The 25,265-nt window shown below is 40.5% G+C and carries 27 protein-coding genes, 1 pseudogene and 1 riboswitch; of the genes and pseudogenes, 3 read left to right on the top strand and 25 right to left on the bottom strand.

All coding sequences use genetic code 11. The features are described 5' to 3' along the window. Positions 1–188: 188 nt before the first annotated feature. Positions 189–842: a thiamine phosphate synthase gene (gene thiE, locus NSQ23_RS07365; protein ID WP_339174085.1), complete on the bottom strand. Its 654-nt coding sequence runs from the start codon at positions 840–842 to the stop codon at positions 189–191. After that, a complete protein-coding gene (gene thiM / locus NSQ23_RS07360) occupies positions 843–1,637 on the bottom strand; it encodes a hydroxyethylthiazole kinase (protein ID WP_339174082.1) in 795 nt (264 codons plus the stop codon). Between the two features lie 54 nt (positions 1,638–1,691). Continuing rightward, a riboswitch (TPP riboswitch) is annotated at positions 1,692–1,807 on the bottom strand. A gap of 163 nt (positions 1,808–1,970) precedes the next feature. Here thiM and hcp point away from each other — a divergent pair. Beyond that, positions 1,971–3,260, top strand: coding sequence for a hydroxylamine reductase (gene hcp / locus NSQ23_RS07355; RefSeq protein WP_339174079.1), 1,290 nt, complete (start codon positions 1,971–1,973; stop codon positions 3,258–3,260). Positions 3,261–3,290: 30 nt separating this feature from the next. Here the strand turns inward: hcp and NSQ23_RS07350 are convergent, their stop codons facing one another. The 22 genes and pseudogenes from NSQ23_RS07350 to NSQ23_RS07245 all read right to left on the bottom strand — a co-directional run bounded on the left by NSQ23_RS07350 (position 3,291) and on the right by NSQ23_RS07245 (position 23,183). Continuing rightward, the gene (locus tag NSQ23_RS07350; RefSeq protein WP_004890265.1) at positions 3,291–3,818 is read right to left on the bottom strand and encodes a thermonuclease family protein; all 528 of its coding nucleotides are present in this window, start codon (positions 3,816–3,818) and stop codon (positions 3,291–3,293) included. Next, entirely contained in the window at positions 3,815–4,441 is a 627-nt protein-coding gene (locus NSQ23_RS07345; RefSeq protein ID WP_064214604.1) for a histidine phosphatase family protein, read from the bottom strand. The genes NSQ23_RS07350 and NSQ23_RS07345 overlap by 4 nt, the downstream gene beginning before the upstream one ends. 49 nt (positions 4,442–4,490) lie before the next feature. Next, positions 4,491–5,192: an ABC transporter ATP-binding protein gene (locus NSQ23_RS07340; protein ID WP_064220765.1), complete on the bottom strand. Its 702-nt coding sequence runs from the start codon at positions 5,190–5,192 to the stop codon at positions 4,491–4,493. Further along, positions 5,185–5,994, bottom strand: a complete 810-nt coding sequence (locus NSQ23_RS07335) for an ABC transporter permease subunit (protein ID WP_004890260.1) — start codon at positions 5,992–5,994, stop codon at positions 5,185–5,187. The genes NSQ23_RS07340 and NSQ23_RS07335 overlap by 8 nt, the downstream gene beginning before the upstream one ends. Further along, positions 5,991–6,437, bottom strand: a complete 447-nt coding sequence (locus NSQ23_RS07330) for a nitrous oxide reductase accessory protein NosL (protein WP_004890257.1) — start codon at positions 6,435–6,437, stop codon at positions 5,991–5,993. Before NSQ23_RS07330 ends, NSQ23_RS07335 begins: the two co-directional genes overlap by 4 nt. Further along, the gene (gene nosD, locus NSQ23_RS07325) at positions 6,421–7,752 is read right to left on the bottom strand and encodes a nitrous oxide reductase family maturation protein NosD (protein WP_339174074.1); all 1,332 of its coding nucleotides are present in this window, start codon (positions 7,750–7,752) and stop codon (positions 6,421–6,423) included. Before nosD ends, NSQ23_RS07330 begins: the two co-directional genes overlap by 17 nt. Positions 7,753–7,850: 98 nt before the next feature. Further along, positions 7,851–9,680, bottom strand: a complete 1,830-nt coding sequence (locus NSQ23_RS07320) for an EAL domain-containing protein (RefSeq protein WP_339174071.1) — start codon at positions 9,678–9,680, stop codon at positions 7,851–7,853. 93 nt (positions 9,681–9,773) lie between these two features. Beyond that, on the bottom strand, positions 9,774–11,837 hold the full coding sequence (locus NSQ23_RS07315) for a cation-translocating P-type ATPase (RefSeq protein WP_064220764.1): 2,064 nt from the start codon (positions 11,835–11,837) through the stop codon (positions 9,774–9,776). A gap of 11 nt (positions 11,838–11,848) precedes the next feature. Beyond that, a complete protein-coding gene (locus NSQ23_RS07310) occupies positions 11,849–12,154 on the bottom strand; it encodes a metalloregulator ArsR/SmtB family transcription factor (RefSeq protein ID WP_004890247.1) in 306 nt (101 codons plus the stop codon). A gap of 87 nt (positions 12,155–12,241) precedes the next feature. Next, a complete protein-coding gene (locus tag NSQ23_RS07305; protein ID WP_004890245.1) occupies positions 12,242–12,961 on the bottom strand; it encodes an exonuclease domain-containing protein in 720 nt (239 codons plus the stop codon). A 3-nt stretch (positions 12,962–12,964) separates the two neighbouring features. Continuing rightward, the gene (locus NSQ23_RS07300; RefSeq protein ID WP_339174065.1) at positions 12,965–13,993 is read right to left on the bottom strand and encodes a DUF294 nucleotidyltransferase-like domain-containing protein; all 1,029 of its coding nucleotides are present in this window, start codon (positions 13,991–13,993) and stop codon (positions 12,965–12,967) included. A gap of 13 nt (positions 13,994–14,006) precedes the next feature. Next, positions 14,007–15,320 carry an ammonium transporter gene (locus tag NSQ23_RS07295; protein ID WP_339174062.1) on the bottom strand — a complete coding sequence of 438 codons (1,314 nt, stop codon included), beginning with the start codon at positions 15,318–15,320 and terminating at the stop codon, positions 14,007–14,009. A 155-nt stretch (positions 15,321–15,475) separates the two neighbouring features. Beyond that, a pseudogene (locus NSQ23_RS07290) lies at positions 15,476–16,432 on the bottom strand (hypothetical protein); the annotation flags it as partial. A 91-nt stretch (positions 16,433–16,523) separates the two neighbouring features. After that, positions 16,524–16,829, bottom strand: coding sequence for a contact-dependent growth inhibition system immunity protein (locus NSQ23_RS07285; RefSeq protein ID WP_019417960.1), 306 nt, complete (start codon positions 16,827–16,829; stop codon positions 16,524–16,526). 5 nt (positions 16,830–16,834) lie between these two features. Continuing rightward, positions 16,835–18,112 carry a peptidoglycan-binding protein gene (locus NSQ23_RS07280; RefSeq protein WP_339174057.1) on the bottom strand — a complete coding sequence of 426 codons (1,278 nt, stop codon included), beginning with the start codon at positions 18,110–18,112 and terminating at the stop codon, positions 16,835–16,837. A 123-nt stretch (positions 18,113–18,235) separates the two neighbouring features. After that, on the bottom strand, positions 18,236–18,877 hold the full coding sequence (locus NSQ23_RS07275; RefSeq protein WP_091704610.1) for a hypothetical protein: 642 nt from the start codon (positions 18,875–18,877) through the stop codon (positions 18,236–18,238). Between the two features lie 42 nt (positions 18,878–18,919). After that, complete coding sequence (locus NSQ23_RS07270; RefSeq protein ID WP_088223289.1) at positions 18,920–20,053, bottom strand: IS4 family transposase; 1,134 nt, start codon at positions 20,051–20,053, stop codon at positions 18,920–18,922. An 89-nt stretch (positions 20,054–20,142) separates the two neighbouring features. Then, a complete protein-coding gene (locus NSQ23_RS07265; RefSeq protein ID WP_339174055.1) occupies positions 20,143–20,280 on the bottom strand; it encodes a hypothetical protein in 138 nt (45 codons plus the stop codon). Between the two features lie 22 nt (positions 20,281–20,302). Beyond that, positions 20,303–20,860, bottom strand: coding sequence for a phage scaffolding protein (locus tag NSQ23_RS07260; RefSeq protein WP_339174053.1), 558 nt, complete (start codon positions 20,858–20,860; stop codon positions 20,303–20,305). Between the two features lie 123 nt (positions 20,861–20,983). Continuing rightward, positions 20,984–21,268: a hypothetical protein gene (locus tag NSQ23_RS07255; RefSeq protein WP_171699958.1), complete on the bottom strand. Its 285-nt coding sequence runs from the start codon at positions 21,266–21,268 to the stop codon at positions 20,984–20,986. Continuing rightward, positions 21,261–21,659, bottom strand: coding sequence for a hypothetical protein (locus tag NSQ23_RS07250; protein ID WP_339174048.1), 399 nt, complete (start codon positions 21,657–21,659; stop codon positions 21,261–21,263). The genes NSQ23_RS07255 and NSQ23_RS07250 overlap by 8 nt, the downstream gene beginning before the upstream one ends. Positions 21,660–21,806: 147 nt before the next feature. After that, positions 21,807–23,183 (bottom strand): ISLre2 family transposase, encoded by a 1,377-nt coding sequence (locus tag NSQ23_RS07245; protein ID WP_339174045.1) that lies wholly within the window; start codon positions 23,181–23,183, stop codon positions 21,807–21,809. Between the two features lie 244 nt (positions 23,184–23,427). Between NSQ23_RS07245 and NSQ23_RS07240 the strand changes: the two genes are divergently transcribed. Together NSQ23_RS07240 and NSQ23_RS07235 are read left to right on the top strand one after the other, a co-directional pair. Continuing rightward, on the top strand, positions 23,428–23,619 hold the full coding sequence (locus NSQ23_RS07240) for a type II toxin-antitoxin system HicA family toxin (protein WP_064220537.1): 192 nt from the start codon (positions 23,428–23,430) through the stop codon (positions 23,617–23,619). 26 nt (positions 23,620–23,645) lie between these two features. Further along, positions 23,646–24,056, top strand: a complete 411-nt coding sequence (locus NSQ23_RS07235) for a type II toxin-antitoxin system HicB family antitoxin (RefSeq protein ID WP_339174040.1) — start codon at positions 23,646–23,648, stop codon at positions 24,054–24,056. Between the two features lie 176 nt (positions 24,057–24,232). Here the strand turns inward: NSQ23_RS07235 and NSQ23_RS07230 are convergent, their stop codons facing one another. Beyond that, positions 24,233–25,177 carry an endonuclease gene (locus NSQ23_RS07230; RefSeq protein ID WP_339174035.1) on the bottom strand — a complete coding sequence of 315 codons (945 nt, stop codon included), beginning with the start codon at positions 25,175–25,177 and terminating at the stop codon, positions 24,233–24,235. Between the last annotated feature and the right edge of the window lie 88 nt (positions 25,178–25,265).

Below are 25,265 nucleotides of genomic sequence, written 5' to 3'. Positions count from 1 at the left end.
TAACCGTTTTTCTCCTTTGGCGAGTGTTGGTCAAGGGCGAATCCGATTCCACTATCCTCTTTATTTTCCTTCAAAAGGTAGCCTGTGATGACTTTTCATAGATTTTTTGACGCTACCTTCGTTTGTTCGCTATTTTCTTTCGACATATATGAATAAAATCCTGCACAGAACAAAACAAAAAGACGACATCATCTGTCGCCTTTTTGTTTTGCATGCATGACAATCTCATATAGTCGTTTTGTTTGTTCGTAAATATGTTCAGCACGGCAAATGGCCGAAATGACAGCAATTCCGTCTGCACCCGCTTCGATCACTTGTTTGGCTGTTTGTTCTGTAATTCCACCGATCGCAACGAGTGGAACACGTTTTTCATGGGCACGAATATGTTCAATCATCGTCAGTCCACATGCTTGCCTTGCATCTTCTTTTGAAACAGTTGGGAAAATCGGACCTAATCCAACATAATCGGCGCAAGCAGCAAGCGCTTTTTTTACTTCATTTAAGTTGTGAACAGATACGCCTAAATATTTATCTCCTATGCGATCGCGAACGCGTTCAGCTACTTCGTCTTCTTGACCGACATGAACGCCATCTGCCTGTAAAGCGAGGGCCAAATCGACATCGTCATTCACGATAAAAGGAATATTATACATTCGGCATCGTTCAAGTAATTTCTCGGCTAAGCGGTATTTTTCAATCCCCGTAAGCGCCCCCTTTCCTTTTTCGCGAAACTGAAACATTGTAATACCGCCTTTAATTGCTTCATCAAGCACAGCGAGCGGATCTTTCGTACAATCGATACTTCCCATAACGAAATACAACGATAGCTTCTGCTTCATCATTTATTCCCCTTGAATACGCGCGTATTGATCAACTTCTTCTGCGCCCGTTTCATGTAAAGCATTTAAAAAAGAAAGTTGAAAAGAACCAGGTACTTTTGCTTGTTTGGCTGCTTTTTCAGCCGCCACACCGTAATAAGCGAGGGCAGCAACTGATGACATCATCATATCGTCCCCTATACCTGCAAATGCACCTAATACCGAACTTAACAAACAACCTGTCCCGGTTACTTTCGTTAACATCGCATCACCATTTGAGACGATTACAATACGTTCTCCATCGGTTACTACATCATCTTTCCCTGTGACAACAACTACAGAGCGAAACATGAGTGCTGCTTTTTTCGCTACATCCACGAGGTCACTTTGAACGTCTCCTGCATCGACTCCTTTTGTACGTACTTGTTCACCCGCAATGCTCGCAATTTCCGACGCGTTCCCACGTAAAATCGAAATGTTTACTTCACGTAATATACGTCTGGCTGTTTCGGTGCGGTACGCTGTCGCACCAGCTCCAACAGGATCGAAAATGACAGGAATGTTTGCCTCATTTGCTGCTTTTCCGGCAATTAACATCGCCTCTACGTCTGTTTCGTTTAGCGTGCCAATGTTTAACACTAAAGCACGAGCTAACCGAACCATATCCGCTACTTCTTCTTTTGCATACGCCATAACAGGAGATGCGCCTACAGCAAGCAAACCATTCGCAACAAAATTGGTCACCACAACATTTGTCATATTATGTACGAGTGGTGACTCCTTCCTAACACGCGTTAACCATTGTCCTACATTCATCATTCATTCCCCCTAAAAAATAAAAACTAGTCGGACAGAGTCGACTAGTTTGCGTACTGAAAACATAGCCTACTTCCCTCCGCTGGTACAAACCAGATCAGGTTCAAAGGGTTGGAAAACTGATTGCGCGTTTTCCTCTCAGCCATCGCCATCCGGCACCCCTAGTAGTTTGATTGATTCAATTTTCTTTCATTTTAATACATTTTTTCTCTTGATTCAATATGGATTATTGTCAAATTCCGTTCACATTTTTGTATGAAAGTGTGATATGTATCACTTACGACGTACATATTTTCTCCTATTGTTAAAGTGTCAATAAGAAAAGGAGGGGGCATCATGTTTTGTCATCAATGTGAACAAACACCAACAGGGGGATGTACTGTTGTTGGAGTTTGCGGGAAAGATGAAACAATTGCAAGTTTGCAAGATACGATCGTATTTGCATTAAAAGGAATTGCAGCATATCGCACGCATGCCCATCAACTTGGGTATACCGATCCGTTCGTTGATACAACGACACATGAAGCGTTATATATGACGTTAACAAACTCTAACTTTAACGTACAAGAACATATAGACATGGCGATGAAAGTCGGAAGAGCAGCCATTCGCGTAATGGAACTACTCGATCGAGCACATACAGAACGACTTGGCATTCCTCAACCTGTTCGTGTAACGCAAAATAGAATTGAAGGAAAATGCATTCTCGTTACAGGACATAACTTATTTGCCCTTGAACAACTATTAAAACAAACAGAAGGAAAAGGAATTAACATTTACACACATTCTGAAATGCTTCCAGCACATGGTTACCCACAATTAAAAAAATATAAACATCTGAAAGGAAATGTCGGAAAAGCATGGTACGATCAACGTCGCCTATTTGAAAAATTCCCTGGTGCTATTTTAGCGACAACAAACTGTGTCATGCCGATAAAAGGTTCATATGCTGATCGCATGTTTTCATATGATGTAGCCGGATTAGAACATGTGCAAAAAATCGAAAACGATGATTTCACGCCGTTAATTGAGAAAGCGCTACAACTTCCAGAAGCAAACATTGAATCGGATGAAACGTTAGTGACTGGTTTCCATCACGAAACTGTAATTCAAATTGCACCAGAAATTATTCAAGCTGTAAAAGAAGGAAAAATTGAACGCTTTTTCGTTATCGCAGGTTGCGACGCTCCTGGAAAAGGCGGTGAATATTATCGCACGTTAGCTACATCGTTACCGAAAAACACTGTCATTTTAACGACATCCTGTGGGAAATTCCGCTTTAACGATGTCGACTACGGGGTTGTTCCTGGCACGAACATTCCACGATATATTGATTTAGGGCAATGCAACAACTCGATTTCGACTGTCAAAATTGCAATGACGCTTGCGGAAGCATTCGGCTGTGAGGTCAATGAGTTACCGGTCAGCATCGTTCTTTCATGGTTTGAACAAAAAGCAGTTGCAATCTTACTCGGATTGTTTAGTTTAGGCATTCAAGACATTCGAATTGGACCGAAAGCACCGCACTTTATTTCTGAAAGTGTGTTACGCGTCCTACAAGACATGTTCGGTCTCAAACTTATCGGCGATGTAGAAGAAGATATGCAAGCGATGCTCGCACATTAAAAGGGCTGTTTCATCCAGCCCTTTTCACATTTACGAAGCTTTATTTAACCATACACTCATATTAAATCCTTCTTCTGTCACGTATCCATCGACACTCCATATTCGTTTTTTTGCTTTTTTTGCTTTTTCTTGTGCTTTATACAATTTTTTTGCATATTTTGTGTCCGGTTCAAATACGTAAGCAACACGCGCAAACCCTTCTTGTACAATTTTTTCTTGGTATAAAGTTCCATCCTCTAACCATATGTACGCAAGCAATCGACCATAACGATCGTACGGTTGTTCTTTTGCGCTTAGTTCAACTGTCACTTTTTTGTGAAGCAAAACGTCTTTAGCGAATTGTTTTGCCTCTTCGCCATACGCCTGTTTTTCGCGATACGTTTCGGGGGTATCGATATTTAGTAGACGAACCGTTACGATTTCGCCATCTTTTTTTATTTTTACTGTATCCCCATCAACAACATATTCTACTGTCGTAACAAATGTTTTCTCTTTATTTTGCGATGTACAACCGACAATAAAGACAATTGCCGTAAAAAACATAATCCATTTTCTCATAAATGTGTCAGCCCACTTTCAAGATGTGAAATGTCTGATTCACATTCCATATCCCACTTTTCCCCGTCAAACGATACGATCGTCACACTCGTACCGTATACACGGCTATTTTTCCACAACTCCGCAAGCGTTTGTTGTTTCCAATATACAAGAAGCGTGCGAATCACCATACCATGTGTAACGACAAGAATATGACCTTCTGAATGATTTTTAGCTATATGTTGGATCGTAGCAACAGCTCGACGTTGAACATCAAAAAACGTCTCGCCAATAATCGGCTTGTATGCATCTGGATCATGATAAAAATGATAATGATTTTGCTCGTCGGATTGCGCAATTTCTGCAATCGTTTTCCCTTCCCAATCACCTAAGTAAATCTCACGTAGCCGTTCATCAAAATATATTGGCACATGACGTTGCCCTAAAACAATTTGTGCTGTTTCTTTCGTACGATCACTTGGACTACAATACGCAGCAGTAAACGGAACTGTACGAAACCGATCGTGTAAAAGTGCTGCCTGTTTTTTTCCCTTTTCAGTTAAAGGCGAGTCTTTCCATCCTTGCATGCGTTGTTGTGCATTCCACTCTGTTTCAGCATGACGAATGACGTATAATTTTAACACTTTATCTCCCCCTTCGAATGAAAAAAGCAAGCAATATTTGCTTACTTTTTCAGTATGACATATGTTGTGAAATTTGTGCAAAAAATATAGACTCTAACGATTTTCCATCTTGACAAAGCGCGGAAACCGAATCGTATATAAGCATTTGTCCTTGATGAATAAATACGACAGTATCTGCAATTTCCTCAACTATTGACAGCATATGTGTCGAAAAAATAATAGCTTTTCCCTTTTCCTTTTCCAAACGAATAAGTCGTTTAAATTCCCATACCCAATACGGATCTAAACCGTTTGTTGGTTCATCTAAAATAAGCAATGCGGCATCCGCTAAGAGCGCTTGCGCAAAAGCGAGCCGCTGTTGCATGCCTTTTGAATACATCCTTACTTGCTTATGTTGATCATTCGTCAGTCCGACAACATCTAAACATTGTTTCACCCGCTCGTCTGTTGCTCCTTGCCATTGTCCAAATAAAGATAACACTTCATAACCTGTTAAAAGCGGGGGAAATTGAAGATGATCCGGCATAAACGAAAACCATTGCTTGTCGTTGTTTTGAATTGGTTGTTCGTTTACATATATGTCTCCTTTCGTCGGTGGGAGCTGTCCGATTAGCATTTTAATAATCGTGCTTTTTCCTGCACCGTTACCGCCGCATAACGCTAAACATTGTCCTTCTTGAACAGAAAAAGAAATGTTTTCTACTTTATTTTGTTCGTTATATATTTTCGTCAATTGTCTCACTTCAAGCATAACGTTTCCCTCGTTTCATCCATACGTTTACTAAAAACAACGGCACAATGATCCATATGCATGCGATTGCAATAAAGGTAAGCTGGCCACTTGCACTCTCTGCCCATTTTGACCATTCATATAATTGCGGACCAAATAGTGCGCTACTTTTCAGAGCAGCCACGGTCCAAACACGCACGAGTTCAACCGGATTCAATATGATAGATAAAGCAAATAAAAAAATGGTCCATTGCTTTGGAACAACTGATAATAAAAATAATACGATAAATTCATAAAATAAAACGGAAAACGCCCAAATAAATAAACTAATGCCGAGGGCTTGTAAACGATTAGAGGCAACAAGTCCAACGAATAAAGCAATCGCTAAAAAAATACTTGTTAATACAATGGTGAATACAAATGAAAGGAAAACAAACGTCGACCACGTCCCTCCCGTTGCAAAAAGAGCGATACTTGCACTTCCATACCCGAGCGCAACAACTGTCCATAATGATATGCAGCTCCCCACATATAAACCAAGCGTTAAAGAGTGAGTGGAAACCGGATATGTTAATATAAGCGATAATCGGCCGTCTTCCTTTTCCCCCGCAATAAACAAACTACCTGCTAATAAAGCAACGAGTGGGACAAGCAAAAGGGACAAATTTAATAAAGCCGCGGTCGAACGTGTAAATACTCCTGATGCCTCGTGTCCGCTACTTGCGATCACAGTTGATGATAAAACGGCAAACAAAACGGCAAAAGTGATAAGCCATTTGCTACGAATCATCATCATCCATTGGTACTTTATCGCTGTATTCATTGTTCAAATCCCCACCGATGTTTTTTTAATTGCTCATACGTCCATAACTCTCCATTTCCTTCTTGTTCCATGTATACTTTGGCATGTTTTTCGTTTGCAAATGAAACGACTCCATAATTCATCGGCGTCCAATAATTTGGATTGTATACAAAAACAGCGTGCTCAAGCTCAATCCACTCCCCGTTTGTTACATCGCGAACGTATTTCTTTGCAATGTCCTCTTTGCTTTTATTCATCCACTCGATCATGCACCCAATATCATCAAACTTATGCACCGTTCCATCTTTTAAAATTATTTCTGTAGCATATGGTTCTGCTGTTATACTCATATTACAAACTACACATACATCAATATCTGGATTAATTTCTTCAGGCTCGTACGTTTTCGCTCCACTACATGCGACGAGAAAACATACAAAGAAAAGGCTAGCAATTTTTTTCATATGTCATTCTCCTTCCATATCCAATCATAAGCAAGCTGCTTACAAATAAAATGCTTCCAAACAGCAACAGTTTCCACGATCTTTCGATTGTTTCGTTTTTATTGCGATCGACTTCTATAAGTGGAAAGCGGTCTTCCCCTTGCGCCTGTGCTTGCGTAAAAAATGACTCCGTTGTATCAAGAAGTGATAACGCCGGACTTTGAAAATAAAATTGCACACTTGGCCATTTCCGCAGCAGTCGACTATACATAGAACGAATGCGATGTGGGGTATCACCGACTCCATCATCATTGAAATCATAAAACTGATAAGCATCCCAATAATTCCCTTTTATTCCGTCATCAAATGTAATGGGCGCTCCTTGGATAAGTGCATCTTCCATATTTCCTAAAAATTTATTTTTCACAACAATGATGTTGGGATTTTCATATAAGCTGTGCAATGCACGATAGTTACCGATAAATTCATTATCTTTTACATGACAATGACGTGCGTTTTGTAACGATAAAGCTGTGCTATTATAACGGAAGGTGTTGTTGTGCATCACTACATGTTCACTATCGTAAATGAGCGCTCCGTATCCACGATAATCTAATTGTTTAGCAATCGTATTATATCCAATCGTAAACTGCTTGGACATCATCATCATCATTCCATTAATATTTTCTGCGAGCACATTTTCTTTTACCATCCCGTCTTCAGCATACATGAAATGAATGGCATAGCGTGCATTCGTTACTTCGTTTTTTTCGATCATTGTATGTTTAGCCCAATCTAAATAAATGCCATCTTGCACACGTGAAATATGATTCTCTCGCACAACAACCCCGCTTGTCTTCAATAGGTGAATACCGTTTCCTCGTTGAGCGAAATGAATATCTCGTCCACGAATGACATTGTTTAAAAGGTTGATATTTGTTCCTTTTTCTACATAAACACCGTAATGTACATGTTCTATACGTACGTGTTTTAACGTAACATGTGAACTTTTTTGAATGAGCACACCAGCTCCTTTTCCATATGCGCTGTTGCGAATCGTTAATCCTTCGACATGAACGCGAGGAGCACGAATTGTCACAACATATTCGCTTCCTTCCCCATCAACCACCGCTCCGGGTTCAGCAATGAGATGAATCGGCTTATGAATGATGATCGGACCTTTGTATATCCCTTTTTTCACGATTAACACGTCGCCAGCATGTGCTTCATCAATAGCTTGTTGCAGTTGTTTATGTGCTTCAATCTTTTCTCCATATACCGTTTTTGTAAACAAAAGTGTAACGATCGGTATGAGCAAAAAAAATAAGCTACGCATGTCCACTCCGTCCTCATGTTTGTCATTTATATATCCACATTAATGTAAATTTGTGAAGAAAAAAGAAAATATATGTGAACAAAACGTGAAAAGAGACGCTAATGTAGCGCCTCTTTCGATTGATTATGTTGTTCAAGCCATTGAAGTAACTTTTCTGCTTCTAACGATTGACTAAAGTAAAACCCTTGGGCAAAATCACAATCCATCTTCTGTAATAAAGAGACTTGATCGTCGCGTTCTACCCCTTCAGCGAGCACTTGTAAATCTAAACTTTTAGCGAGATGAATAATTGTATCGACGATCGTTGCATCTTTCGAATTGTCGGTAATATCGCGAATAAATGAACGATCGATTTTTAATAACGAAACAGGCAAATTGCGAATATAAGCAAGCGATGAAAAGCCGGTACCAAAATCGTCAATCGCAACTTGAATGCCGATCTGTTTTAACTCTGTTAAAATATGTTTTCCTGTTTCGATGTTTTCCATTAATCCGCTTTCCGTTATTTCTAAAATTAAATAGTTAGGTGGAAACTGTGTTTCTTGCAAAATATTTTTCACATGCATCACAAATTCTTTTCGATTGAGTAAAAATGGTGATAAGTTTACTGCGAGCTTTAATGTCGGAAAATGAGTTTTCCATTGTTTTACTTGTTGGCACGCTTCTTTTAACACCCATGTTGTAATTTCAAAAATGAAGCCGTTTTTCTCAGCAATTGGGATAAACTCTAATGGCGAGATCACTCCGAGCGTCGGGTGTGTCCAACGCATGAGCGCCTCGACCCCCATAATTGATTTATTATCTAACGACACTTTCGGTTGATAACATAAATAAAACTGATTGTTCAATAACGCAAGCGGTAACTCTTGTTCAATCATCGTTTTTCGATTTTGTTGAGGGTGATAAAAGTGATACCCTTTCCCACGTTCCTTCGCATAGCAAAGCGCTTGGTCGGCTTGTTTCAGCAACGTGTCTAAATCCGTACCATCTTGCGGAGAGAACGTCACCCCAATAGAAAGACCTGATTGGATGACATGCTCTTTATATCGAAATGGCTCTACAAACGATTGAAGCAAATGGTCCATGCGCGCAACCATCGTCTCTTTGTTGACATCATGTAACACAATGACAAACTCATCGCCACCGATACGAGCAAAAAAGTCTTCTTGTTGCAAATGTTGCTGAATGCGACGAACCGCCTCTTGTAAAAAAAAGTCCCCTGCTTGATATGAAAAATGATCGTTAATCCACTTAATTTTGTCAAAATCAATGTAGCATAATGCAAATGGACGCATTTTTTGAATCATGTGTTGCACATACGTTTCAAAATAAAAGCGGTTTGGAATATTAGTTAGCGAATCGAAATGTTTTAATTTGATCAGTTCTTCCTCACAACATTTCCATTTTGTAATATCTTTTGCCACAACAATCACGTGTTCTATCTCATTTTTTTCATTTAGTAACGGCTGAGCATGCATATCAATCCATATGAAATGCCCTTTGTGTGTTCGCCAACGACATTCAACAGTTGTTTCTTTCTCTTTTGTCGCGTAAATCGTATGTAATTTTTCCATCAAAAGCGGGATGTCATCATGATGAACGAAAGAAAACAACTCATGGTTACACACTTCTTCTGCGCATTTTAGCACGTGTTGAGCGCTTGGTGAAACGTATGTAATTTCACCTTCTGATGATAAAATAAATGTAAATTCAGACGCCATTGAAGCCATAGAAGAAGTGAGACGCATATCAATAAACGGTGCGTCACGATACGTCACAACAATGGCTTGTAGCATACCTGTTTTGTTACATAGAGTGGTGGCTTGAACATATATATTTTTACGCTCATCTTCCTTCAAAATATCATACGAAACGATGCGACCATGTTGTGCATCATGAATCAACTTTTTTAACAGCTCTCGATTCACACGAAGATGATAAAAATGGCGAAAACGGTGAAAAAATCAACAACGTTTCTAATATTTCTGAATAATATCCTTTTTTTAAAAAAGCGCACAACTTTAAATCGTGCGCTTTTCCCATAAAATGAATAAGCTCAGTATGCTAACGAAAATCGTTGCCCCCATATCCGATAAAATGGCGATCCATAATGTTAACCAACCTGGAATGGTTAATAGTAGCGCCGTTGCCTTTAACAAAAGGGCAATTGCGATATTTAAACGAATGGTGCGATTTACACGCCGGGCAATAACAATCGCCTCTGGCAATTTCTCGAGATGATCTTGCATAAGCACGACATCAGCAGTTTCAATGGCGCTATCTGTTCCTTTCCCCATCGCGATCCCAACGTGAGCATGAGCAAGGGCAGGGGCGTCATTCATTCCATCTCCTACCATTGCCACTATATCTGTTTTCATTAACTCCTTTATTTTTTCTACTTTTTGTTCCGGAAGAAGTTTTGCGAATGTATGTGTCACTCCAACTTGTTTAGCAACCTGTTTAGCTGTTTTTTCGTGATCTCCTGTTAACATGACCGTGCGCCGAATACCAATACGGTGTAGTTGCTGAATGATCTTTTTACTCTCTTCACGTATTTCATCAGCGATACCAAATAAACCAAGTATACGTTGTTCATCTGCGACAAAAACAATCGTACGCCCTTCACATTTTAACTTTTCTGCATCTTGTTGAATTTGTTCGGTAAACAATTGGTGATCAAACATTCTTTCGTTTCCGATACGATACCATATCCCATCGACTTTTCCTTCCATACCGCTTCCTGTTCGTGTTTCGACTTGTTCTGGTTGTTTGTATGCAATATGGTGTTGCTTTGCTTTTTGGACAATGGCCTGTGCAAGCGGATGGGAAGATACACTTTCTAAAGACGCAGCAATATAAAGCAGTTCATTTTCATCGCTATATGCAATCACATTTGTTACGTGTGGCTTTCCTTTTGTTATCGTTCCTGTTTTATCAAAAGCAATCGTACGTACGCGTCCAAGCGTTTCTAAATGAACGCCACCTTTCACTAACACGCCGTTCTTCGCGTTGCGCGTCATGCCAGCTAATAAAGCGATTGGGGAAGATAAAATAAGGGCGCAAGGACATCCGACAATTAATACAGCTAACCCTTGATATAACGAATCATGCCAAGACGCTTCAAACCATAACGGTGGAACGAGCATGACGAATAACGAAACAATCATAATAAAGGGAGTATAATATTTTGCAAAACGATGAATAAACAATTCAAGTGGTGTTTTTGTTTCTTGCGCTTCTTGTACAAGATGTAAAATTTTCGCCAAAGAGCTGTCTTTATATTGTTTTGTAATTTGAACGTGTAACACCCCTTCGTTATTTATACTTCCGCCGTACACGTTCATTCCTAATTCTTTTTCGATCGGCATGGCTTCGCCTGTAATCGCTGCTTCATTCACAGAGCTTTTCCCCTCAATAACGACACCGTCTGAGGGAATTTTTTCGCCAGGGCGAACAACCACCACATCGCCAACTTGTAGCGAATCAATGGAAACGACACGCATGTTTCCGTTCGATATAAGAAGTGCTTCTTTTGGCGCTTGTTTCAGCAGCATATCAAGCGAGCGACGCGCTCGTTCCATCCCTAGTCCTTCTAAATATTCGTTAATACCAAATAAAATAGCAACGACAGCGGCTTCTTTCCATTCACCAATTCCAAATGCGCCAATTAGTGCAATCGTCATTAACGTATCCATATTAAAACGAAAACGAATGATATTTTTTAATCCTTTAACAAATGTTTTATATCCGCTCAGTGCTATCGCAGTCATATAAATAACAATGCTCGCACTATCTATGTCCAAATGCTCAAGCACAAGCGCCATCAAAAAAAGAACAAGAGAGGCACCTACGAGATAGAGGAGCGGATTTCGTTTTTTTTGCGTCTGTTCATCGTCTGCTATATATGCCCCATCTGTTGCTAAAATCGTCCGTACTTTTTCTAAATCGATGCGTTCATGTACGCGTAATTTTCCGCTATTATAGTTCAACGTTGCTCCGTCGCCATATGGAAGTGACTGAATTTGTTCTTCTAATGCCCGCGCACAATTAGCGCATGTTAATCCTTTGATTTCATACTCTTTCATTTGATTCCCCCCTAATGATCGCGCGCATGGCGAATCGTTTGTTCAAGAATGTGCAAAACATGTTCATCATCATGCGAATAATATAGTGTCGTTCCTTCCCTCCGATATTTAACGAGACGTAAGTTTTTCAAAAATCGAAGTTGGTGGGATACAGTCGATTGTAAAAGTGACAACCGATTCGCAATTTCAGTTACTGAAAACTCGCCAGATGAAAGCAAATGTAAAATACGAATACGCGTCGGGTCACTTAACGCTTTAAATGTTTGTGATACGATGAAAAGCGTTTCTTCATCTAACTGCTCATATTGATGTTCCATACGATCCCCTCTCTTTCAATATATGAATATATGCTCATATAAGTTAATCAAATTGTATAGTTTTTCACAAAAAAAGTCAACGCTCGTTTACGAACATTGACTAAGTAATGTATATAAGTCGTGCAACGTATCAATTTGTAACTGTTGCAACTCTATAAACACTCGCTTCCACATTTCAAATAAACTCATGACATCTCCTTTTGCTGTATGACGATCAATCGGAGTGAGATGATAAAATGAAAGAGCATCATCAAGCGTCGGAAATGAGTCGTGATATATACATTCCATAATTTTTCTCATTTCTATTGTTGTTTGTTGTAAAACTGTACGATAATTTCGTGATAAAAATTCATTTAAAAACGCCACATCATGCTGAATATGATAACCGAGTAAAATGCCATGGTTCAAAAAAGAAAGAATATGATGAATTTCCTCCTCTAATAACGGAGCGCATGCAACATCGTCGTTTGTTATCCCTGTAAGCACCTCAACATGTTCGGGAATGCGGCGTTTTGGTCGGAAGTTGGAACAATATAAATCAAGCGGGTCACCGTTTTTTGTTTTTAAGGCTGCAAGTGAAAAAATTTCATCTCCCCTTTGTGGAGAAAAACCTGTTGTCTCTGTATCTAATAAAATAAACGTCACGTCAGAAAGCGGCGTTTCGAGCGAATACGTATGCTTCTTTGCTTCTTTCATTATTTTTCGAATCCACGCCTCTTGTTGAAAAGCTGGACCGACCGCTGTTGCTTGATCGTATCGAAGACCAAGCGATAGTATGCGACTGATCCATTGAAACGGTCGCTCCATCAATCACACCCACTTCCTTGCATCACGTTGTACTCGTTTAGCTACTGCTAGCGCTCTTTTTAGTCGCTTTTTTTCTTCTTTCGATAAATGATGGATGACTAAATTAGTTCCTTCTAACGAACAACGTAAACGGAAATATAAAAACGTCTCAAGTGCCTCTTTTATGCGTTCAAATTGCTGTTGTGAACAACCATTTTCATCATACCAACGCGTTAATCGCTCAAATGTTGAATGCGCATCAATAAATTGTTTTTGAACGGCAACCCATTTTAACATATAACTGAGCTGAACATATCCCCCTTGCTTTATATCAACCATGCCGCTTTTCTCCCCCCAACGTTCGACGTACACCCGTCCAAAAGGTCCAATCGGCACAATGGGAATACGAACGCTATCAATCATTCGACTACGTAAAGAAAAAGTCGCCGCAATCTTTTTATACAATGTCGTTTTCAGCTGATTAGCAAGTGCATACTCGCCGTAAATTGGCCGCATATCAGCTAACATAGATAAATAACGAATATCATCTATATGTTCGTTTGCTACATATTTATCAATTTGTTCATTCCAATCATCTGCTTCTTTTAGCCATCTTCTATTTGTTGCCATCACATACCCACTACAATACGGATACCCTATTTCATTCAAAAAAAGAACACCAACGCGCGCATACTCACGCATATATACGTAGCATTCTTCTTTTTCATTGCAAAAGCATGAAAAAATTACTCCGTTATCTTGATCTGTCCAAATGGTCGGCTCCTTCCGTCCGCTGCTCCCCATCACAAACCAACAAAAAGACGAGGGCTTTTTGCCAATTCCTTTTCGATCAACCTCCCGTTCAGCTAACGACAGCGCCTGTTTCATGAATGCATCGTGGCACATACAAAGCATATCGTATACTTCAAATATACAGGAAAAAGAAATTGAAAAAGAGGAGAGGAGAAAAGCAACTTCATCGTGAAGTTGCTTCAATTCTGACATATTGTTGCATTGTTCCGCTCGAACGATGATTGCTTCAAAATTATTCATGACATCACCATCTTCATGACGAACGAGATGAAACGACTGTTGTCGTTTGTTTATAAGCTGGATCTAATTGTTCTGGATACCCATATGAACCATGCTCACTAATATCAAGTCCAGAAATTTCTTGTTCAGGCGTCACTCGTAAGCCGATCGTCTTTTTTAAAGTATATAAAACAATAAATGAGACAATCGCCACGTACAACGCTGCACCTAAAACGCCGACTGTTTGAACGATAAGTTGATCAGTTCCTCCACCATAAAACAATCCCGGTTTTCCAATTCCTGTGATCTCTACTAAACGTGGTGAAGCAAAAAAGCCCGTTGAAATCGTACCAACAATACCGGCGATACCATGAACTGAAAACGCGTAAATCGGATCGTCAATGCCTTTTCGCTCAAAATATACAGACGTCCAAAATGTAAACGATCCCGCAACGGCACCAATGACTGCAGCTGCCCATGGCTCAACAAATGCACATGCTGCTGTAATCGCAACGAGAGCTGCTAATACACCGTTAACCATGGCTGGAATATCCGCTTTTCCAACAAGCCACTTTGCTGTCAAAATTGAAGCAATTGCTCCAGCTGCTGCCGCAATATTTGTCGTTAACGCTACATAACTGAAAAATCCATCTGCAGTTCCCATTGTGCTTCCCGCATTAAACCCAAACCAACCGACCCATAATACGAAGCCACCAATGACTGTGTATACTTGATTGTGTCCTGGGATGTAATTCGGTGTCCCATCTTTATTAAACTTGCCAATGCGCGGCCCTAACAACATTGTCGCAATGAGTGCTGCAATCGCTCCTTGTAAATGGACAACCGTCGAGCCCGCGAAATCTTGCATTCCCATTTCTCCAAGCCAACCGCCTCCCCATACCCAATGACCGATGACTGGATAAATGGCGATCGTGAAAATCGTTCCAAAAATGAAGTAAACAGATAGTTTTGCTCGCTCAGCAAATCCTCCCCACGCGATCGCTAAAGATACACCAACAAAGGCAAGTTGAAATAGAAATTTCAACTCAAGTGGAACATTTGCCCACGAAAGAGAAGAAAACGTCTCTTTTCCTTCCTTTAAAAACCATCCTTCTGTGCCAATGAATCCATTCCCTTTTCCGAATGTAATTGCGAAACCTGCTGCCCAAAACGCAAGTGATGCAATCGCAAAACTTAATATTTGTTTTCCAGCGACATGACCTGCGTTTTTCATTCGTGTTGACCCAGCTTCTAACAAAGCAAATCCGACTTGCATTCCAATGACTAAAATCGCTCCTAACATAACCCAAAGTGAATCAAGCGCCAAACTCAACTGTGCCTCATTCATTCCCATCTCTCCCTTATGTTATTTTTTATAACATTTATGGTTATAATATATTACATAAACAGAAGGAAATGCAACAGTTTTTCGAAAATTTTTTTATTTTTATGTTATGTTTTATAACATAAAAAAGAGTGCCTCCATAGAGACACTCTCTTGAATTAAATAAGAAACATGGCGACAATTGTCGTGACAATCAATCCTGTAATAACCGGCACAACATTTCGTCTTGCTAATTCAAATGGACTCACGCCACAAATGGCTGCCGCCGGAATAAGCGCCCAAGGCACTAATGTTCCTCCACCAACCCAAATGGCTGCAATTTGACCAAGTGCTGTTAATGTAGCAATTCCTGTTCCGATTGCCGTTGCAAACAATTTGGCAATAGAACCAACAAGAGAAATGCCTGAAAAACCTGATCCATCCAATCCGGTAATCGCTCCTACTCCCGCTAACGTAACTGCTCCTACTTCTTTGCTTAATGGAACAACACTAGATAGAGCAACACCTAAATCATTGACAATGCCATGCGATTGTTTTGGTAAAAACTCTCCAATAATCGCTTGGAATCCCGAATCTCCTAAATAAAAGAACGCCGCAATCGGAATGACCGGACCGAACACTTTAAACCCAAATTGAAATCCTTGAATGAACAAATCTGTAATTTGTTCTAAACTTTTCTTTTTATATGCAACGACTGATAAAAGAGATAAAATGAAAATCGCTGTTCCACCAATTAATGCCGTTGCATCTCCACCTTGCAATTGAAAATAGTACATCGCTACAACATCTAATCCAAATAAAATGGGGATGAGAAACGCAAATGTTGTTTTCATCCCTCTCGTTAATAAGTGAGACTGCACTTCGTTTTCTTCGATCGAAACGGCTTCGCTTTGTGGAATGTTACCTTTTTTTACATCTCGACGCAATAAGAAAAATGCGGTTGTCACGGTGACGATCCCCATGATAAAAACGAGGGGAATGCTTGCTGAGATGACTTCAGACACCGGAATACCAGCTGCATCTGCTGTTAATTTCGGAGCCCCTTGAATAATAAAATCACCTGATAGCGCAATGCCGTGGCCGAATAAATTCATCGCCATCGCTACACCGAGAGACAACAAAATAAACAATAAAAAGGGCGGATCACTCCGCCTTCTTTTCGTTGCTCATATTCCGCCTTTTTTAATTAAATTGGGTAAGGATATTTTAGTTTTTATTATCCAGAACATTTAAAACACGATTAATAAACGCTTGACCATCTTCAAACTCAATATATCGTAAACTATTATCATGCAATAAAATCTCTACTTTTTTAAATGTTTCTCTATCCCCATTGTCTATTAGTTTTTGTAATTCAGCTAATTCAGCTCTTAATGCGTTAACCAAACTCTCTGGTTCTTCGTCTCTAAATTCTCTAATCATGTCGTCAAATTCATGATCATCGATTGATTGATTATAATATCCGTCTACAAAGTATTTAAGCGTCTTAAATTTTCTCTCAATTTCCATCATATTCATCACCACTTCGGATAAGATGTAACAATATAAAAACCATATGGAGAATTAGGATCTCTTTTTAATAATGTGAAAGTATTTCTTAGGTCATAATCAATTTTATTTGCACCCTTTTTAACTCCTCTTCCCACCGGATGTTTATATTTATAATTTAGACTTAATGTTGTACTTTCGGAGTTTAACAGCCAACCAGCAATTTTATCAGCATTCGCTTTTATTGTTAGTTCAATCACATTATTGGCAGTAGTTTTATTAGTATAAGTACTTACGTCTTTTCTTTCTGATTTCATACGATCAATTAATTCATTATCTTTTAAAGAAACATGTTTTAGAATTGTATGACCTTTATCTTCAGAATAATTTAATAATGTTCCTGCGTCAATATTGTTTATTTTATCTGAAATGAATTTGACTGCAGCATCATCAATTTTATCTGTTCCTTTTTTTACCGTCGTTTTGATTACATCGACTGCTTTCCCAATATTTTTTAAGTCTTTTAAGTCTCCAATAACAGGTATGAATGCAAATAATGCTAATCCAACTTCTTTAGCAGTAGCATTAGGATTAAATAAAGTATTGACAAGATTATATGCGTCTTTAAATTGACCAACAACAGGAACAAAATCGGTGACCACATCCATTAGTGACTTAGCTAATTCCTGTTTCTTCTTTTCCTCTGCCTCTTTTTGAAGTCTTTGTGCTTCTTTAGATATATCAACTGTTACGCCCTTATTAGCTTTTGATGAGATATAAGACTTTAGACTTCTATAAGTTTGCGCCCCGGCTACACCATCAACAGATATACCAACTGATTTTTGAAAACTTCTTACAGCTCCCTCTGTCTCGGAACCATATACACCATCCACTTTAACATTATATCCTGCCGAATTTAACATTCTTTGTAATTCCTTTACAGCCTCTCCTTTGCTTCCTTCTCTAAGCGTCTGACCTGTCCAATGATCATCGCTACCTGATGAGTTTGATCGGGACACTGTTGTTTGTGTTCTCACATACTCTTGTAGAGCTTGGTACGTTTGTTTCCCCGCAATTCCATCGGTCGTGATTCCAACCTTCTTCTGAAATTCCTTCACAGCCTTCTCTGTATTTGCTCCATAAACTCCATCAATTCCCCCAGGGTTAAATCCGGCTTTGTAAAGCCAAGATTGCAGCGTTTTCACATAATCATTTCGATCACCTCTTTTTAGCGTTTGCCCACTCCATAAATTATTTGCAAAGTTAGATGGATAAGTGACTCTACCAACACTATCCACAACGTACATTTTTGATCCCCCTAGTTATTTTTTGTTTATTATCATATCAGACAACCATCATGAAAAATGTCGAAACATGTCATAAAAACAAAAAAACCCCCTGCCAAAAGGCAGGGTTCCCATGGAGTAAGCCTATTCTTTAAGTAGAGCAGGATGAGTATAGTATTGTGTAGCTACTAATTCAAAGTTATTGTAATCAAAGTTTTTCCAATTTATCTTGTCTGCTGTCTCATGATCGAGACCAACCTTTAAAATCGTGTCAACTGACTCTTTTCCATATGCGTCAACCATTGAAAATTGCCACAGCAACACGACTTCGCTGATTTCTTTTCGTTTAAACAACGTTTCAAACAAATCTTTAGAATTCATTAGAATTTTTTTTCGAATACTATCATTAGAAAATCCATCGTCAGCATACAGTTTTGCAATTACAATTTTATCATTTGTGTCATCTGTTCCCATGTTGTCGTTTACCTGTAACTCAATAATACGCTTCTCACCCATATTCGTTTTCTTTCCTACTTCATCATAAATGATCGCTTTAACAATTTGATCGACCGTCTTCTCTTTTTGCTCAGCGTCTGTTTTCTTCGGCGTTTCCTCTTTCTTCACTTCATTAGCCTTGGATTCTTTCTGCTGTGTATTAGCTGCCTTATCCTCTTTCTTTTTAACATCCTCAGCCGACTCCTTTTTTTGCTTATCCTCTTCTACCTTCTCCACTTTTTCTTTTCGAGGTTCAGCTGTAGTTGTTTTTGCTGGCGGTTCCGTCGTCATCCCAAATACGACAACACTAACAAGAAAAATCACGGCTGTTGATTATCCAAAATTAGGCATACTCCTCCCATATATTCGGGCATACTCAAATAAGACAGCTGCCATCTCGGATTTCCATTCGAGAGGAAGTTGCCCAGAGAAAAAACGACGGACAAACGAAAGAAAGGTAAGGGACGAGGTTGTCCGTTTTTCCGTTCGATGATATAGCCATCTCAGTAACACATAAGCGATAAATGCCGCAAAAAGTTGGTTGTATACCGCATGCTCGTTGGTGCCAAATAAGGTCGGAACGTTTAGATATTGCTTGATCCATCGGAAAAACACTTCCACTGTCCAACGTTCTTGATACATCTCGGCAATCTTTTCCGCCGATGCCTCTAAGACGTTCGTGACCACACGGATTTCATGCCCGTTCGCATCCTGAAAGATCACGACGCGATGGCGCTTTTTGGAACGACATTGTTTCGTTCCTAACTGGCAAGTAAAATCCGCCACAATAGAAGAAGAGGAGGAAGAAAGGCGCTTTAGGCTCTTTTTTTGATGGATCTCGACATTGTCTTTCATCCGAATCACAAACGGTTGCTTCTGTTCGACAAACCGATCGAGGCGTTCAATTTTAAAGTACGCTCGATCTTCGACAAGAACCGTTTGTACGTCTGTGAGCCGCTCTCCCACCGGTCCATCGTGGCGCAACCCTACGGTTTCTACGATGTCGCTCGGCATTTGTTGCTCAGGGGAATACGCGACGTGCATTTTCACTCCGGATCGTTCCCCATGATAGGGTGCCCATGTCAGGCGGTTTTTCCCCACGGTGACGGTCGTGGAGTCTACTATACGCAATGCTTTTGGAAAGCGAAGCGAACGGCGGGTTTGGCGATTGCACTTAGAAACAACCAAAGCAAATAAGCGCTTCATCACCTCGTACGGAACTTCTTTCGCTTTCTTAGAAACCGTCGAGTAATGAAACGTCGGCAATCCGTACATTTTCGCCACATCGGCACCATGACGGAAACTTTTCCATTCGTGAAGTGCCGCCAGCAGAAAAAAATCAACCAACGTGCGCACCGTAAACGTCCGCGAAGTGTCATGGTAGCCAACGGCTTCGGTAATCGACTGGAGATCTTCATCAGAAACAATTTTTTGCATCAAATTTGGGAGTGTGGTATGCTTGTGCATAGAGAGCACCTCCTAGGTTTGTTTGTGTTGTTACTTACATTCTACAGGAAAGGTGCTCTTTTTTCTATGTTTTTTATGGATATTATTGGTTAATCAACACGCCTGACTTTCACCGTTTCGACTCCAACCCATTCTAAATCTTGGTTAACAGCTCCATTCGAAAGAGATTGCTTTTTAAAACGTTCATCTACATATGGAGCATACTTCTCTGCATAATTAATTGGCATTACTCATTACCTCCTGTATCCATTAGATTGAATTAAATCCAGCTAAAAACGGATCGTCTGGATCCCCACCAGTCGGACTACCCTCTGCCGGTTTAATACCTGTAATTTTTGGTTGATTGCTGTTTTCAGGTACAAATAAAAAGGACTTGGTTTCCTGCAGCGTCTTTAACTGCTCCTCCAGTCCTTTTGTGATGTTGCCGTTTTCGTCTAATTCAATTGCATTTTTATCGAGAAGCGAAGCAACTAAATCGGCGTCATGCACTTTTCCGTTGATCGCGAGTTTAATCGCGCTGTTGAGTTGCGTTTCTTTGATTTTCGCTTCATATGCCGCCTTCTCTTCTTTATATTGCTTCTCTAAGTCCGCAAGCTTCGTTTGAAGTTCTTCATTTCCTTCTGCTTGCTTCTTGAGTTGTTTTAATTCGTTGTCGCGTTGTTCTAGCTGCTTTTTCATGTCGTCGAGACTTGTTTTTAAGTCGTCTACTTTCGCTTTTTGCGCTTCTACCGACTTCCCGTGTTCGGCCATAATTTTGTCAATGACGTCTTTTTCAAGACCTAAGCTTTCGAGAAATTCACGTTTCATGTTTACTCCTCCTCTGGTTACGTTTTTTTACGTGGTTACGGCCACGAACCGCTTTGTTCTTTAACGTCTACAAATGCTAAAAAGACAAGAGGAAATAAAAAAGCACATAACCGTTTTGTTTGGTTAGGTGCTTTTATCTAGCAAATTCTTAATCACTTGATATTTTTTTTGCACCACTTGTTTCAACTCTTCTTCTCCAATGTAGTCACTATAGTCTTGCCTATGAATCGGATCCGGTTCGTACCAACCGCACGCTTCCGAAATATCATCAAACGCATCGATATATTTTTCATCTAAATCTGCATTATCGAAATATGAAGCATACATAGCAGGAAAATCATAAGAAAATTGCTCTGGAGACAAATTTCCTTCAAGATAGCCTTCGATGCACCACAACAAATCATCCATCGATTTCCCTCCAATCTTTTTTTGGTTTCTTTCTAGTAACAATACTAACAATCTCGCCAGTATCATTAGCTTGTATGACAGCAATACCGTCTTTAAAATACACCGTTTTGTTCCCTTCTGCCTGATGATATTTTTTACCTGTCTTGAGTACATCTAAAACATCTTCTTTTGTAAATTTTCTTTTTCCTTTGCTTTGTTTTTGACCCAGCACACGATTCACAGCATGTTCTTTAAAGGAAAATCCTTCATTTTTAAAATATTTAAAGGTATCATTCATTTTTTGAAGATATTGCTTGGAGTACTGTCCAGGATTCCTTATCTCCAGTGTATTCCCTTTGATGTGTCTATTATACCACTCTTCATACGAAACGGAATCCACCAAACCGTTCATGAGTCAGTCAAGACTTTGTGGGAACTTTTTTGATTTGCTGAAAACAGATGTGAGTCATAGGTTAGCGAACCATTTTTTTGAATCCCATCCGTAAGCGCTTTCGGACTCTCATCCCTTGCCATGACAGACCGATATGTATACCTTTTTTTACCATGCCTTGAGTTCAGACAGGGCATGATAGATCGGTGTCCCGGACGATTGCTGTAAATATGGCACGTTATTCCGCGTTACCTCCGGAAGAAGACGGCGGACGCGTTGTTTCGCCTTGTTCACGATCGTCTGTTTTGTGGATGCCGTCGACGCCGTTTCCTCCGCCGACTGCGACGATTCTTCTCCTAAACAACGTCCGAAAAGACGAATCCCATCCATCCGGGCAATCATTGCCTTGAAAAACGCCCTGAGTCCCTTGTCTGTCCAACTGCGGCGGTATTTCACCCGATACGTCAACTGGCTCATCACGCTTTCAGCCCTCCCCATCGGATACATGCCCGTTGTGTCCACTCCTTGCTCCTTCAGCCATTCCCGGTAATCACGGATGCATCCCGGCATCGATTCGATCCGGTGGATCAAGGCAGCCAGCTGTTGTTCTTTCGCTTCGTACCCCAGCGTGCCGAGGACGCTGTTCAGTTCCACAAGCAACCCCTCTTCATCCTGCTTCGCCAGCTTTTGCCGAATCGCCTGCCACCGTGGATGGCCCGAGAGGCATTGGCGCAACTCACGCGCCACGTGGAATCGATCCAATTGGAAGCAGACCCGTCCCTTGAAATACTCCCGGCACGCGGTAATCCATGGAGCGCCGTCCCCGTTGATGACAAGAAGATCCCGACACGGATCATAGGCATATTCGTTCATCAAAAATTCCTCGAAGCCTTCCCACACCTCCCTCTTGCCCTCATGGACGTAATGGCGCTGATTGACAAATTCGATCCGTGAGCCGTTGCGCTTCCACCCTTCGTGAACGGTCAGGATTTTGTCTTCCTTGGCCCGTTTTCCCTTCCCTTGGCGAGAAACAAACAGTCCATCGGCCTCCACAAACAGCACCCGTCCATATCGCTGGTCAACCGGGCAGTGCAGCGGTGCTTCAGCTTCGAGCACCAACTGGCGGATCGCCTCATGGCTCATCACCGGATACCCGACCATCTGGGCAAGCGTATGAGCCGCTTTGCGATAGGAAGAGCACTCCACAGCCAATCCCACCGCCGTTTCTTCTAGACAAGGGCTGATTGACTGCGATCCATCAAACGCTAAAAAGGAATCAAGCAAAAACGTGTAACGGTTTTGTTCTCGATCCAAATAGTAGTTCCGCTCAAAGGTGACTTCGCCAAACAGGGTTTGAATCGTGGTGCGTCGTTTGTCTTTCAAGTGGTATCGGCGCTTGTCCCGGGTTTCCGCCAATTGTCGGTCGATGTCCTCCAACAGAGCCGTAAACAGCTCGGCGAAGGAGTTTTGCAAGGCCCGAAACAAATCAAGTTCGATCTCTTTCCATGTCAACGAATTTGTGGTAAGATGTTGTTGAATATTCATGGGACTCTCTCCTCCTGTTTGATGGTGTGGACAATGATCATCTTACCAGGGAGAGGGTCCTTTTTCATGTTTCCCGCTTGGGATCCTACCGCGCTTCGCTTGGTGGCCCCGATGAGGGGATTGCGAACCTACGTTCCCAACCCCCTCATCGGGGAATTCTAAGAATTTCTCCCACAAACATTTTACTCACACTCCCACTTACTCCCTTTGGTCGTTGAAGTGGGAGTCTCCTGCGCGAAATAGGATGAAGAGTTACTCTTCAAAAGAATTAATTAAAATGATACAGCAAGACGGATGGTACATAGTCAGAACGACTGGCAGTCATCATCAGTTTAAACATCCTAGTAAACCCGGGTTAGTCACCATCCCTCATCCTAAGAAAGACTTACCCACCAAAACAGTAAAAAGCATACTCAAACAGGCAGGGCTACTCTAAGCCCCTCCTAAAGGAGGTTGATATATATGCATAAAAAAGACCGTTATATTTACCCAGCTATTTTCGATTATGGTAGCGATGGGATATCTGTTGAGTTCCCTGATCTTCCTGGCTGCTTTACCTGCGGAGACACAGAAGAAGAAGCATTTCAAATGGCAAAAGAAGCGATGGCATTGCATCTGTATGGATTAGAGCAGGAAAATGAAGAAATCCCTCAGCCTTCAAAAGTATCGGAAATTCAAACAGAAAAACACCAAGTCGTTGTGTTCGTCGAAGTATGGATGCCACCTTTTAGACATGAAATGGAAAACAAAGCAGTTAAAAAGACGTTGACTATCCCGAAATGGCTTGATGATCTAGCGAAAGAACATAACGTGAACTACTCCCAAATTCTTCAAAAAGCATTAAAGAAGCATCTTGGTGCTACCGACCGATAAATAAATTATAAAAACCCGTGGTGCTAGTTGAGCGCTAGCGCTCAACTAGCACCACGGGTACAAATAAACGAGACGTAAATCCAATGTAACGCTGTTAACTCCACACCCATCGTCCTCTTCCCCTTTTCATAAACTGTAATACAGCATATGAAAAAGGGAACGATGTGTGCGAACGCCTAATCACTTTTACGTCCAATCAAAAAATAAAGTTGATCAACAAGATTTGGTTTATCGATGAATGGATTGCGATTTCCTTGAATTCGAAAAATCGCCGCATTTCGATGCCTCTCATATGTTGTAACAGGAAATTGTTTATGCCATTGAACAAGTAGCGGAATATAGACTTGATCAATAAAAGGCTGTTTGATTGCTCGTGGATAGCGAACGAGAAAGTATAGCATCGCTCGCGCCACCGCCCCTTTTCCGTGTTCAGGTTCAAAATGTTCCCCGTATGCCACGCCACAATCGTTTTGAACGATTTCATTAGGAGACTCTGGTTCATAAAACGGAAAATCCGCATACGGAAAATTCGAGCGAATAGAATTGCATCGCGGTTCACAAACAAATAAGTGATGCAAATCCCCTTTCATTGGTTCCTTTGCCCCAAACCACGATTGTGGCACGACATGTTCGGCATTAAATTTCAATTGTTGATCAACCAATTTTATTTTTTGATTAAAATCGAGTTCGCTTTTTTTTGCCTTTTTTACAAGCTGAACAAATTGTTCATATCGCTTTTGAATGATCTCGTAATCTTGTAAAATAATTGTACGTGGATCTTTCTTTTTCCCCGAATAAATGCTTTTTACTGTTCCATCCGGCTGCAAATCGACCCATGTGTATAAATAGTAATCTTTGCTTAAAAAATACGGGATGCGACGTATATGCGTCCGTTTCATTAAATCGTGATACGCTTGAAATAACAACTTTCCATCCGTTTGATGATCGATGTGTTCGTAATATCGGTCAATGATGCGCTCTTCTTCCTTTTCGTTATAATATAAAGCGTTTTGTTGCCGAATTTTTTGTTGATTTTCAATAAGTTCTTGCAAAATTTCTTTCTGTTTTTCTTCCCAACGCTTCAGCTGCTCTGCATGTTGATGGATAACATCTTCCACCATTCTTCTCTCCAATCATTTTTACTATAATGTATTCGTATATTGTCCATTACGTCTCCGCTCTTTTGTTTCATACACCTATTATAATCAA

This window comes from Anoxybacillus sp. FSL W8-1294 (genome assembly GCF_037965005.1).
GTDB classification, from domain to species: Bacteria; Bacillota; Bacilli; order Bacillales; family Anoxybacillaceae; genus Anoxybacillus; species Anoxybacillus flavithermus_G.
The sequence above is the reverse complement of the archived record's forward strand: the minus strand, read 5'-3'. Positions and strand labels throughout refer to the sequence as shown.